At 69.0% G+C, this 11,744-nt stretch carries 15 protein-coding genes and 1 riboswitch; of the genes, 8 read left to right on the top strand and 7 right to left on the bottom strand.

The features are described 5' to 3' along the window. Positions 1 to 9 precede the first annotated feature (9 nt). Genes PCQ86_RS10550 through PCQ86_RS10540 form a run of 3 tightly spaced genes read left to right on the top strand, consistent with a single transcriptional unit; the run spans position 10 to position 2,643 of the window. Complete coding sequence (locus tag PCQ86_RS10550; RefSeq protein WP_270173671.1) at positions 10 to 963, top strand: LysR family transcriptional regulator; 954 nt, start codon at positions 10 to 12, stop codon at positions 961 to 963. 39 nt (positions 964 to 1,002) lie between these two features. After that, the gene (locus PCQ86_RS10545) at positions 1,003 to 1,317 is read left to right on the top strand and encodes a helix-turn-helix transcriptional regulator (RefSeq protein WP_333489991.1); all 315 of its coding nucleotides are present in this window, start codon (positions 1,003 to 1,005) and stop codon (positions 1,315 to 1,317) included. A gap of 12 nt (positions 1,318 to 1,329) precedes the next feature. Continuing rightward, the gene (locus PCQ86_RS10540; RefSeq protein WP_270173670.1) at positions 1,330 to 2,643 is read left to right on the top strand and encodes a type II toxin-antitoxin system HipA family toxin; all 1,314 of its coding nucleotides are present in this window, start codon (positions 1,330 to 1,332) and stop codon (positions 2,641 to 2,643) included. A gap of 232 nt (positions 2,644 to 2,875) precedes the next feature. On the opposite strand, the gene PCQ86_RS10535 is transcribed toward PCQ86_RS10540, so the two are convergent. Next, a complete protein-coding gene (locus PCQ86_RS10535) occupies positions 2,876 to 3,775 on the bottom strand; it encodes a LysR family transcriptional regulator (protein ID WP_270173669.1) in 900 nt (299 codons plus the stop codon). Positions 3,776 to 3,870: 95 nt separating this feature from the next. On the opposite strand from PCQ86_RS10535, the gene PCQ86_RS10530 reads away from it, so the two are divergent. Next, positions 3,871 to 4,935: a sodium-dependent bicarbonate transport family permease gene (locus PCQ86_RS10530; protein ID WP_270173668.1), complete on the top strand. Its 1,065-nt coding sequence runs from the start codon at positions 3,871 to 3,873 to the stop codon at positions 4,933 to 4,935. A 120-nt stretch (positions 4,936 to 5,055) separates the two neighbouring features. Here the strand turns inward: PCQ86_RS10530 and PCQ86_RS10525 are convergent, their stop codons facing one another. From PCQ86_RS10525 to PCQ86_RS10515, 3 genes are all read right to left on the bottom strand, one after another. Next, positions 5,056 to 5,619, bottom strand: a complete 564-nt coding sequence (locus PCQ86_RS10525) for an ankyrin repeat domain-containing protein (RefSeq protein WP_442874404.1) — start codon at positions 5,617 to 5,619, stop codon at positions 5,056 to 5,058. Between the two features lie 70 nt (positions 5,620 to 5,689). Beyond that, positions 5,690 to 6,022: an SMR family transporter gene (locus tag PCQ86_RS10520; protein WP_047350324.1), complete on the bottom strand. Its 333-nt coding sequence runs from the start codon at positions 6,020 to 6,022 to the stop codon at positions 5,690 to 5,692. 105 nt (positions 6,023 to 6,127) lie between these two features. After that, entirely contained in the window at positions 6,128 to 6,973 is an 846-nt protein-coding gene (locus tag PCQ86_RS10515) for a fumarylacetoacetate hydrolase family protein (RefSeq protein ID WP_270173666.1), read from the bottom strand. Between the two features lie 151 nt (positions 6,974 to 7,124). On the opposite strand from PCQ86_RS10515, the gene PCQ86_RS10510 reads away from it, so the two are divergent. Together PCQ86_RS10510 and PCQ86_RS10505 are read left to right on the top strand one after the other, a co-directional pair. Further along, positions 7,125 to 7,733, top strand: a complete 609-nt coding sequence (locus PCQ86_RS10510; protein ID WP_103738715.1) for a chromate transporter — start codon at positions 7,125 to 7,127, stop codon at positions 7,731 to 7,733. A gap of 7 nt (positions 7,734 to 7,740) precedes the next feature. After that, complete coding sequence (locus PCQ86_RS10505; protein WP_015913169.1) at positions 7,741 to 8,343, top strand: chromate transporter; 603 nt, start codon at positions 7,741 to 7,743, stop codon at positions 8,341 to 8,343. Between the two features lie 7 nt (positions 8,344 to 8,350). Here the strand turns inward: PCQ86_RS10505 and ribB are convergent, their stop codons facing one another. The 3 genes from ribB to PCQ86_RS10490 all read right to left on the bottom strand — a co-directional run bounded on the left by ribB (position 8,351) and on the right by PCQ86_RS10490 (position 10,791). Next, entirely contained in the window at positions 8,351 to 9,022 is a 672-nt protein-coding gene (gene ribB, locus PCQ86_RS10500) for a 3,4-dihydroxy-2-butanone-4-phosphate synthase (RefSeq protein ID WP_011805469.1), read from the bottom strand. Between the two features lie 128 nt (positions 9,023 to 9,150). Continuing rightward, positions 9,151 to 9,340: riboswitch (FMN riboswitch) on the bottom strand. Between the two features lie 3 nt (positions 9,341 to 9,343). Continuing rightward, entirely contained in the window at positions 9,344 to 10,126 is a 783-nt protein-coding gene (locus PCQ86_RS10495) for an SIR2 family NAD-dependent protein deacylase (protein WP_270173665.1), read from the bottom strand. Continuing rightward, a complete protein-coding gene (locus PCQ86_RS10490; RefSeq protein WP_270173664.1) occupies positions 10,123 to 10,791 on the bottom strand; it encodes a TetR/AcrR family transcriptional regulator in 669 nt (222 codons plus the stop codon). Before PCQ86_RS10490 ends, PCQ86_RS10495 begins: the two co-directional genes overlap by 4 nt. A gap of 87 nt (positions 10,792 to 10,878) precedes the next feature. Here PCQ86_RS10490 and PCQ86_RS10485 point away from each other — a divergent pair, with 87 nt between their 5' ends. Beyond that, positions 10,879 to 11,232 carry a DUF1428 domain-containing protein gene (locus tag PCQ86_RS10485; RefSeq protein WP_011805472.1) on the top strand — a complete coding sequence of 118 codons (354 nt, stop codon included), beginning with the start codon at positions 10,879 to 10,881 and terminating at the stop codon, positions 11,230 to 11,232. A 57-nt stretch (positions 11,233 to 11,289) separates the two neighbouring features. Next, positions 11,290 to 11,742, top strand: a complete 453-nt coding sequence (locus tag PCQ86_RS10480; protein ID WP_011805473.1) for a VOC family protein — start codon at positions 11,290 to 11,292, stop codon at positions 11,740 to 11,742. The last annotated feature ends 2 nt before the right edge of the window (positions 11,743 to 11,744 follow it).

Below are 11,744 nucleotides of genomic sequence, written 5' to 3'. Positions count from 1 at the left end.
GTTTGAATAATGAATTCACGGCTTTTTCCTTCCCTGCTCGCGTGGCTGCGCTGCTTTGAAGCAGCCGCACGCCACGGCAGCTTCACGCGCGCGGCGGCGGAGCTGTGCATCACCCAGGGCGCGGTGAGCCAGCAGGTCAAGCAGCTGGAAACCTGGCTGGGGCGCCCCCTCTTCGTGCGCACGCCCCGCACCCTCATGCCCACGCCCGAGGGCAAGTGGCTGGCCGTGGTGCTGCGCGAGAGCTTCGGCGCCATCGAGGACGCCCTGTCGCAGATGCGCGTGACCGGCGATACGCCGGTGGCCACGCTGAGCTGCTCGCCCTCGTTTGCCATGCAGTGGCTCACGCCGCGGCTGGGGGAGTTCTTTCGTGAGCACCCGGACGTGGGCCTGCGCGTGTTTGGCGAGTTCCACCGGCTGGACCGCACCCGCATGGTGCGCGACGGGGTCGAGGCGGCAGTGCGCTTCGACCTGGGCGGCTACACCGACCTGCGCGCCAGCGTGTTCCTGGATGAGTGGCTGATTCCCGTGGCCAGCCCCGCCTTCCTGGCCGCCCATCCTGACCTGCAGTCAACCTCGCAATTGCGCGGTGAATGGCTGCTGCACGACAGCAGTGCCTGGGAGGGTGCCGACCCATTCGAGGAATGGCAACACTGGTGCGCCTGCACGGACACAGCGCCGCCCGACTGGGGCGCCGGGCAGCAGTTCAACCTGTCGCAATTGGCGCTGAGCGCCGCCCTGGCGGGCCAAGGCATTGCCATGGGGCGCGCGGCCCTCGTGCTGGAAGACGTACAGCACGGGCGGCTGGTGCCGCTGTTCGGGTGCAGCGTGCGCTCGCGGGCGTCGTACTCTTTCGTCACCACGGCGCATCCCAGCCCGCCGATGCTGCTGGTCAAGGAATGGCTGGCGCTGCAGGCACAGCGCTTTGCGGAGTTGCGCGGGGCTCTGCTGCCGTGTCCCGCTTGAAAAAAGAAACTTATAAAGCGCTTTTTAATAAAAAAGCGTATAAAGGATGGCATGACGCATTCGTTGATCACCACATTGGCAGAAGTGCGCAAAGCCCGGCGCATCACACAAGCCGACCTGGCCGCGCAAGCCGGCCTGTCGCGCATGGCCGTGCAGCGCACCGAGACGGGGGACGTGGACCCGCGCTTTTCCACCCTGGCCGAGATGGCCCGCGTGCTCGGCATGGAGCTGATCGCGGTGCCGGCCGAGTTGAGCCCCGCGCTGCAGGCCTTCATCCAGTCGGGAGGCAAGTTCCTGGGCCAGCCCTCGGGGGCGGATGCGCCCCCCTCGGTGGTGGAGAGCCTGGGTCGCTGATCAAGACGCACGATGAGCACCGCCATCCGCTACCTGCGCCTGTACCTGCACCGCCCTGCAGCGCAGGGGGGCGGGCGGCGCGGCATCGGCTACCTGTCCCAGTACGGCGACATCCTGCGCGTGTCCTTCGATGAGGACTACATCGCCGACCCGCAGCGCCCCACCCTGTCGCTGAGCTACCGCAGCGCGAACGAGGCGGACACGCAGCGGATCCTGCGCTCGGCGCGTGACGCCCGCTTGGTGCGCACCGACGGGCGTTGGCCGGCGTACTTCCAGAACCTGCTGCCCGAGGGCCACAACCGCGACCGCCTGGCGCGCGAACGCGGCTGCGCGCCCGACGACGAATTCGAGCTGCTGGCCGCCGCCGGCCACGACCTGATGGGCGCGCTGGAGGTCGAACCCGTGCCCGCCCAAGAGGGCGTGCCCGACGTGGTGCGCTACTGGCACACCACGCAGGGCCTGGACGTGCTGGAGCCCGGGTTTGTCGAATACCCGGTGGAAGACGCCGCCTCGCTGCCCGGTGTAGTCACCAAGTTCAGTGCCGTGCAGGACGGGCGCCGCTACCTCGTCAAGCGCCGCGGCGCCGCCGGCAGCGTGATCCTCAAGCTGCCCACCACCGCCCACCCGGACTTGGTGGCCAACGAGTTCACCTGCTACCAGCTGGCCGGTAGCCTGGGCCTGCATTGCGCCCAGGCGCGCATCATCACCCGCGCCGAGGCCGAGCTGCCCGAGGCCGTGCCGTTAGACGACATCCTGGCCGTGCAACGCTTCGACCATCTGGCCGACGGCACCCGCGTGCACATGGAGGAGTTCAACCAGGCCCTGGGCTACGCGCCGCGCCAGAAGTACGGCAAGGGCCTGTTGCAGGACTGGGCCACCATGCTGCGCGTGGTCGATCGCCTGAGCGACCAGCCGGTGCAAGACACCCGCGAGTTCCTGGCGCGCATGGTGGCGTTCATCCTCATGGGCAACACCGACGCTCACCTGAAGAACTGGGCACTGGTCTACCCCGACGGGCACACGCCGCGCCTGGCGCCGCTGTACGACCCGGTGTGCGTGGCTGCGTTCTTCGAGGGAGCGACCGAGCACCAGTACGCGGTGAATCGCGCCATCGACCGCAGCATGCGCGCGCTGGACTGGGACGCACTGCAGGCCCTCATCAAGACCGCCGGCCTGTTGCGCATACCGCGCCACCTGGCACTGCTGCGGGACCTGGTACGCCGCGCGCAGGCCGACTGGCCCGCACTGCTGGCTGACGCCCCCTCCACGCTGCAGCGCACCGTGCAGGCGCGGCTGGCGGGTGGCGTCGCACTCACGCACCCATAACAGTCGGGCCCGGTCCAGCCGGGTGCGGCAGCCGCCCCCGTCGGTGAAAAGCCTGTGGGGCCACGCCCCGCAGCAGCTCGGTGCCCGACAGCCTTTGCCACAGGGTGCTGCCTAGATGGACGTGCAAACCGGTGCCTGCCCCGAGTCTGGCCACCATCGTCAGTCACAGCCATGAGGCGGCGGCGACCGCGCCTTCATTGGCCAAGGGATAAGCCGCGCGCCGCCGCAGCCCTCAGCGGCTCTGCATCCATCCAGCAGCCTCATCCATCAAATGCCCGCGAAACACTTCGGCAATGGGCGACAGCCGCTTGCCCTTGGGCCAGACCAGGTGCCACTGCGATTGGATGGGAAAACCCTGCACGTTCAGAATGGCCAGGCCATCGAGGTGCGGACCCAGCGCGTGCCGCGAAACGATGGAAACGCCCAGTTGCCCTTGCACCGACTCCTTGATGGCCTCATTGCTGCCCAGCTCCAGTACCGCAGCGGGCGCAAAGCCCAACTGGCGCAGATGGGCGTCCGTCGCCATTCGTGTGCCTGAGCCTTTCTCGCGCAGGATGAACCGCTCGCTCTGCAGCTGCGGCAAGGCCACCCGTTTCTTGGCAGCCAGCCGGTGCCCCGCGGGAGCGATGACCACCAGCGGGTTGGGCATGAGCACATGGTCCTCCAGCGGCAAATCGTCCGGCGGCATGGACATCACGTAAAGGTCGTCCTGGTTGGCACGCAGACGGGTGATGACATGGTCGCGGTTGAGCACTTCCAGCGAAATGTCGATCTGTGGGTGCAGCTTGCAAAAGCTGCCCAGCAGGCGGGGAACGAAGTACTTGGCGGTGCTCACCACCGCCACCTTGAGCCGGCCGCTGGTCAGGCCCTTGGCGCCCGAAATGCCCTGCTCAAACGCATCCCACTCGCTGGCGATGGCGCGGGCGGTGCGGGCAAGGGCCTGGCCCGCCTCGGTCAGGTACACGCGGCGCGACACCACCTCGTACAGCGGCACGCCCACCGCTTGCGCTACCTCGCGCAACTGCATCGAAGCCGTGGGCTGGGTCACGTGCATGAGCTTGGCGGCGGCGCTCACGCTGCCGGTCTCGGCCAGCGCAAGAAACAGGCGCAGTTGGCGAAAAGTGATATTCATAGATTTTTATCTATAGATAACCGCATTCGAATCGATTTTACTTTGCCCCCTGCCCTCTCTAGCATCGCCTCCCATCACCCATGTGGAGTTGAAGAATGCAAAGTTTGCTGGACCCTGCGGTCTTTTTTTTTGCGCTGGGCGCTTTTGCGGGCCTGGTGCGGTCCAACCTGGAGATGCCTGCGGCCATCTCGAAGTTCTTGTCGATTTACCTGCTCACGGCGCTGGGCCTGAAGGGCGGCTTTGCGCTGGCGGCCTCGGGCTTCACGGCCAGCGTGGCCAGCAGCCTAGGACTGGCGGTGCTGCTGGCCGTGGTGGTGCCCCTGGTGGGTTACGCGCTGCTGCGACGGGTGCTGTCGGGCTTCAACGCGGCGGCCGTGGCGGCCACGTACGGATCGGTCAGCGCAGTGACATTCGTGACCGCCACGCAGTACCTGGAATCGCAATCCATCTCCTACGGCGGCTACATGGCCGCGGCCATGGCGCTGATGGAGTCGCCCGCCATCCTCCTGGCCGTGATGCTGGCCAATGCGCTGCGCCAGCGCCAGGCGGTGCCCGCAGCCCATGCTGCGCCCGTGATGGCCGTTTCTCCTTCAGGCGCCGCCCTGGCCTGCCCCGGCGGGGTGGGTGCCGCGGGCCCCGCCCCAGCGGGCAAGGCCGGTCCGGCCTTGTCGGTGGGGACGATCCTGCGCGAATCGTTCACCGATGGCACCCAACTGCTGTTGCTGGGCGCCATGCTCATCGGCCTCGTCACGGGCGAGGCAGGCAAGGCCGCCATGCAGCCGTTTTCGGGTGACCTGTTCAAGGGCATGCTCTGCCTGTTCCTGTTGGACATGGGCCTGTCTGCCGCGCGCAATCTGCCCGCCGTGCGCAAACAGTCGCCCTGGCTGTTGGCCTACGCAGTGTGGGGTCCGCTGGTGCATGCCAGCGTGGCGGTCGGCCTGGCGTGGCTTGCCCAGGTGCCCGCGGGCGACGCCGTGCTGCTGATGGTGCTGGCCGCCAGTGCGTCGTATATCGCCGTGCCCGCCGTGGTGCGCTATGCGATACCCGAGGCAGATCCTTCGCTGTACGTCAGCCTGTCGCTGGGTGTGACGTTTCCGCTCAACATCCTGCTGGGCATCCCGCTGTATACGCAGGTGGTGTTGCAGTTGTGGGGTGGTTAACGGCTTGGGCGCCAAAGCGCATTGCCCCAGCGGTGGCATCCGCTGCCGGGCATATGCCAACTATTTTGCTATCAATAAAGTAGCTTCAACCGCTTATCCAACCGGCGCCAGCTCGTCTTTTCACCCAAAACTTTCGGCACCTGCCGAGCGCAGCAGGGCGGCTGCCGCGTCGGCTTTCATCGCGCGGGCGCAGCCCAGGGCGGTGTTGCCTTGCTGGTCGGCCGCGCGCGGGTTGGCGCCGCGTGACAGCAGCAGTTCGACCACGGCCGGATGGTTGAACAGGGCGGCGAACATCAGCGGCGTACGGCCATCCGGCGAAGGCCCGTCCACGGCCGCACCACCGTCCAGCAGCAGGCGCACCATGTCCACGTCGCCCTTGAAGGCGGCGCCGGCCAACGGCGTCTGCCCGCGGCCGTTCACCAGCCCCGCGTCGGCTCCGCGCGCCAGCAACAGCCGCGCGGCCTCGGCATGGCCGTGGTAGCTGGCCAGCATCAGCAGGCTGTCGCCCTGGGCATTGCGCAGGTCGGGCGGCAGGCCGTTGTCCAGCCACAGCGCCAGACGCGCGGCGTCGCCCTGGCGCGCGGCGTCGAACACCTTCTCGGCAAAGGCCAGGGTGGCTTCATCCAGGGCGGGGCGTTCGGGCGTGGCGGTCATGGGGTTCTCCAGCGTCAAGGTGTGAGCCATTGTAGGAACCGGCACCCTGCCCCGCCGCGCATTTGCGCTATGGCTTCGATAGCTTGACAGGCCGCACGGGTCAATGCCCCGTGGCCTTGGAGAGCAGCTGGATCACCAGCACGCCGCCCACGATCATGGCCATGCCGACGACGGCCGGCAGGTCCAGCTTCTGCCCATAGAGCAGCCAGCCGACCAGCGAGATCAGCACGATGCCCAGCCCCGACCACACGGCGTACACCACGCCCGTGGCCATGTGGTTCATCACCTTGGAGACGAGGTAGAACGCCACGCAGTAGCCCAGCACCGCAAGCGCGCTGGGCCCCAGCCGCGTGAGCCCCTGCGAGGACTTGAGCGCCGAGGTGGCCACCACCTCCGCCACGATGGAGATGCCGAGCAGAAGGTACGGATGCATGGGTAAGAAAGTGCGGTGCGTGCGAGATTTATCAAAATGATAGCTGCTCGCGCTTGATGGGAAAGCGCTCCAGGCATATTTGGCTTGAAATTCCCACGCTACACCCTACCCGCCCGTGCAGACCAGCCGCTGCTCGCCCAGCCCCGTCGCGCCCAGCCGCATCACGTCGCCCGCGCGCAAGAAACGCGGCGTGGGCTTCTGTCCCAGGCCCACGCCGGCGGGCGTGCCGGTGAGCACCAGATCGCCCGGCTCCAGCGTCATGAACTGGCTGATGTAGGCCAGCACCCGGGGCACGCCGAAGATGAAATTGCGCGTGTGGCCGTCCTGCATGCGCTGGCCGTTCACCTCCAGCCACAGCCCGATGGCGTGCGGGTCGGGAATCTCGTCGGTGGTCACCAGCCAGGGGCCCACGGGCGCGAAGGTGTCGCAGCCTTTGCCCTTGTCCCACTGCCCGCCACGCTCCATCTGGTAGCTGCGCTCGGACACGTCGTTGGCCAGCACGTAGCCGGCCACATGGGCCAGCGCATCGGCCTCGGCCACCTGCTGCATGCGCGTGCCGATGACGATGCCCAGCTCCACCTCCCAGTCGGTCTTGAGCGCGCCGGGCGGGATGCGCACGGCGTCCGTGGGGCCGCTGAGCGCGCTGGTCGCCTTCATGAACAGCACGGGTTCGGCGGGCGCGGGAAGGCCGGCCTCGGCCGCATGGTCGGCGTAGTTCAGGCCCACGCAGACGATCTTGCCGACACCGCCCACGGGGCAGCCCAGGCGTGTGCCGGGTTCCACCGCGGGCAGGCGCGCGGCGTCGATGGCGGCCAGCGCGGCCAACGTGCGCGGCGCCAGCTGCGTGGGGCCGATGTCCGGCAGCAGCATGGACAGGTCGCGCAGCACGCCCTGGGCGTCGATCAGGCCGGCGCGCTCCGTGCCGGGGTGTCCGTGGCGGACGAGTTTCATGGGTGTCTCCGTGGGTTTGATCGGGACGATCTTATGCACATCATCCCGTTCATCCATCGCATCGACTGATGGCCGCATCGCGTTTGGCGATGGCGAGGCCGGCACGGCCGCCGCGCGGCACGCGTACGATGCGCAGCTTCGCCGCCCCGCCATGCACCCCCACATCCCCGAATCACCCGCCAGAACCGCCGAGGACGACCACCCACGCCCGCACAGCCTGCGTGAGCTGTTCTGGGCCTTCACCTGGCTGGCGCTGCAGGGCTTTGGCGGCGTGCTGGCCGTGGTGCAGCGCGAGCTGGTGGAACGCCGCCGCTGGATGAGCAACGAGCAGTTCGTCGAGGACTGGGCCGCCGCGCAGATCCTGCCGGGCCCGAATGTGGTGAACCTGTCCATCATGGTGGGCGACCGCTACTTCGGCCTGCGCGGCGCGCTGGTGGCCGTGGCGGGCATGCTGTTGCTGCCCATGCTGCTGGTGGTGGTGCTGGCCGTGGTCTACGCCGGCTTTGCCGACCAGCCCATGGTGGCCGGCGCTCTGCGCGGCATGGGCGCCGTGGCCGCAGGCCTGGTGGCGGGCGTGGGCTGCCGCCTGGCCGCATCGCTGCGCAAGCACCCGCTGGGGCCCTGGGCCTGCGGCGCGATCGCGGCCGCCACCTTCGTCGCCATGAGCGTGCTGCGCCTGCCGCTGGCCTGGGTGCTGCCCGTCGTGGGCGGCGCGGCCTGCGCCCTCACCTGGCGCAAGCTCGCTCCCGCGGGGCACTGACGCAGCCATGGCCGCACCGCTGACCTTGCACCTGCAGCCGCTGGACTGGCTGAACCTGTTCCTGTACTACCTGTCGCTGTCGCTGCTGGCCGTGGGCGGCGCCATCGCCACCGCACCGGACATGCACCGCTTCCTGGTGGAGCGCCAGGGTTGGCTGACCGAGGTGCAGTTCAACACCTCCATCGTCATCGCACAGTCGGCTCCCGGGCCCAACGTACTGTTCATCGCCCTGCTGGGCTGGAACGTGGGCCTGAACGCGGCCGGCACCGGCACGCATGCGGCCTGGGCCTTCGGCGCGCTGGGCGTGGCGGTCTGCATGCTGGGGGTGCTGCTGCCCAGCAGCCTGCTGACCTGGGCCGCCACGCGCTGGGCACACCGCAACCGCGAGCGCCGCTCGGTGCGCGCCTTCAAGCAAGGCATGGCACCACTGGTGATCGGCCTGCTGCTGGCCACGGCCTGGGTGCTGGGCAGCGCCCATGGCGAGCCCGCGCAAGACTGGCCACTGTGGCTGCTGAGCGCGGCCACCACCCTGCTGGTGTGGCGCACGCGCATCCACCTGCTATGGCTGCTGGGCGCGGGGGCGTTGTTGGGCGCGTTCGGCTGGGTCTAGCGCGGTGTCAGGGCTGGCGCGCGCGACGGTAGTCCGCCAGCGCCCGCACCGTGGTGCACAGCAAGCCATGCGCACGGGCAAAGCGGGCCACCTGTGCGCCGCGCGCCATGCTGCCGTCGGGGTTCATGAGCTCGCACAGCACGCCCGCAGGCGGCAGGCCGGCCAGCACGGCCAGGTCCACGGCCGACTCGGTATGGCCGTCACGCTCCAGCACCCCGCCCGCGCGTGCCACCAGTGGGAACACGTGGCCCGGGCTTACGACCTCGGGCGCGCACCCCGGCGCCGGAATGCGCAGGGCGCATCGCACGGTCTGCAGGCGGTCGGCCGCCGACACGCCGGTACTCACGCCATGCGCGGCCTCGATGGACTGGGTGAACGCGGTGGAGAACGCCGAGCGGTTCACCTCCACCATGGGCCGCAGCCCCAGCGCCTTGGCATGCGCGGGCGTCAGGCACAGGCAAACGATGCCGCTGCCCTCACGGATCATGAGTGCCATGGTGGCCTCGGTCATGTTGGCGGCAGCGCAGACCAGGTCGGCCTCGTTTTCGCGGTCGGCGTCATCGAGCACCAGCACCGGGCGGCCGGCCGCGATCGCGGCGATCACCGCGGGCAGGGGCGCGAGCGTGACCTCCTGTGGGAGATCGCCAGGGGCGGACAAGAAAGTGGCGGGAAAAGACATGAAACGCTCCTCGGTTGAAATGAAGAAACGCCTCAAGGCATGCAAGAAGCACCCACGCGCGCCATGGGCCCGGGGCCCGGCACGCGCGAAGCACACGGCCGCGCCCAGGGCGCTGGGCCCCGGTCGCGGCACGTCTTCTTTCATCCGGACTATGACCGTCGGCCCCGGACTGGGAGTGGCCTGCGCCGCCCCGCACCGGGTCTGCTGACCCCCGGTTGCACTGATGGCAACCGGGGCGCTCGCGGGCTCGCGGTGCAAGAAAACCTCCATGCGCCGCCTACCGCCGGTGGGGAATTCCACCCCGCCCTGAAGACCTGCCGATTATGGCGCCCCAACCATCGGCGGCCCGTCCAGCAGCAATGGCAACAGCCGCGCCGCCGGGCCGCGCAGCACGGCGTGGGCGATACCGTCCAGTTCGCTGGCCGCGGTGTTGACCACCACCAAGCGCGCACCGGCATGGCGCGCCTGGTGCGCCAGCCCTGCGGCCGGGTACACGGCGCCCGCGGTGCCCACCACCAGCATCAGCTCGCAGGACTGCGCCGCCTGTTGCGCCGCGGCCAGCACCGGCAGCGGCAAGGCCTCGCCGAACCAGACCACGCCAGGGCGCACCAGGTTGCCGCAGGTGGGACAGCGCGGCGGGTGGCCGGGCGCGGCGTGGGCCAGATCGCAGCAGGCACGCGGACGGTCGAGCCAGCGGTCGGCCGTCAGGTCACCATGCAGGCACAGCACATCCGGGCTGCCGGCGCGCTGGTGCAGGCCGTCCACGTTCTGGGTGATGAGCGTCAGCCGCCCGCGCCCGTGCTGCGCAAACGCCGCCAGCGCCCGGTGGCCCGCGTTGGGCTGCACGCCCGCGAGCAAGCCGCGGCGGTGGGCGTACCAGTCCCACACCCGCGCGGGCTGGGCCCTGAAGCCGGTCTCGCTGGCCATCTCCATGGGGTTGAACTGCGCCCAATAGCCCGTCTGCGCATCCCGGAACGTGGGGACGCCCGACTCGGCGCTGATGCCTGCGCCTGTCAGCACCGCGATGCGGCGCGCATCGCGCACCCACGCCCGCACCTCGTCCAGCGGGGTGCAGGGGCCGGAGGTTCCGGCATCGTCCGTCATGCCGCGGCCCCGGCCAACAGGCCCTGCTCGACCATGGCGACCAGCCGCTCGGCCAGCGCCTGGCAGCCGGCCTCGTCCAGGCCGCGCAAGGGGCCGTCCAGCATCAGCATCGCCATGCCATGCACGGCGGACCAGGCCATGAACTCGGCGCCCGGGCGGCGTGCGGGTGGCAGCAGACCGGCCTGCACCATGCCGTCGAGTGTGTGCCCCAGCAGTTCGAACGGATCCATGCCGCTGGCCCCGCGCGCCGCATCATCGTCCGGCGCGCGCTCGTCCACATCAAAGGGCCGCGCCACGAAAGCGGTGCGGAACAGGCCCGGCTCGTGCCGCGCAAAGCGCAGATAGCCCAAGCCCACGCCGCGGAACGCGGCGCGTGCACGCTGGCGCGGATCGCGCAGCCAGCGCGTGGCATGGATCTCGGCCTCGATCGCGCGCGCCAGTTCCGACAGCGCCACCGCGCGCACGGCTTCCAGCAGCGCCTGGTGGTTCTGAAAGTGCCGGTACGCCGCATTGGGCACGACACCGGCACGGCGCGTGGCTTCGCGCAGCACTACCGCGGCAGGGCCGCCTTCGCGCGCCAGCGCCACACCGGCGTCCAGCAGCGCGCGCTTCAAATCCCCATGGCGGTACGTGGCACGCGCGGGGCTCAGGTCTTCATTCGGCATTTACGAGTTTTTACAGATACACCGTCCACATTTATCCGCAAGGCCCGGATACACTGCAAGTGTACATTGTCCACAAAGGAGTGCGCCATGGAACCCGACAGCTACATCGACGGCTTCGTGCTTGCCGTCCCCACTGCCAACAAGGAGACCTTTCGCCAGCACGCCAGCGAGGCCGCGCAGATCTTCAAGAAGCACGGCGCCCTGGAGATCGTGGAATGCTGGGGCGACGACGTGCCCGAGGGCAAGCTCACCTCCATGCCCCTGGCCGTGCAGCGCAAGGACGACGAGACCGTGGTCTTTTCCTGGGTCGTGTGGCCCTCGCGCGCGGTGCGCGATGCCGGCATGCAGGCCGTCATGGACGACCCGCTCTGCCCCAAGGACATGCCTTTCGACGGCCAGCGTGTGATTTACGGCGGTTTTCGCGTGCTGGTACACGCGTAAACGGCGCGCACCTCTTCCCCTCTTCTACTCCACTCAAACCACCCGCAAGGAGACACCATGCAGTTCACGCCCTACCTCAACTTCGACGGCAACTGTGCCGAGGCATTTGCCTTCTACGCCAAGCTGTTCGGCGGCACCATCGTCCACCAGAGCACCTTTGGGGAGATACCTCCCTCCGAAAACATGCCCCCGCTGCCCGAGGCAGCCAAGAGCCGCATCATGCATGTGCAGCTGCAGATCAAGGACCAGTCGTTGATGGGATCGGACGCCATGCCGGCCATTCCTGGGCAGGACCCCAATGCCTGTGGTGGCGGCTACCAACTGCCGCAGGGTCTGTGGGTGTCGATCCAGGCCGCCGACGCGGCCGAGGGGCGCCGCCTGTTCGATGCGCTCAGCGCCGGCGGCGAGACCGTCATGCCATTTGCCGCGACCTTCTGGTCGCCAGGCTTCGGCATGGCGCGCGACCGCTTCGGCACGCCGTGGATGGTCAACGTGACGGCACAGGCCTGATG

It is taken from the genome of Diaphorobacter sp. ED-3 (assembly GCF_027625375.1).
GTDB lineage: Bacteria > Pseudomonadota > Gammaproteobacteria > Burkholderiales > Burkholderiaceae_C > Diaphorobacter > Diaphorobacter nitroreducens.
Note: the sequence above shows the minus strand (reverse complement) of the source record. Positions and strands in the feature narration are given on the sequence as shown.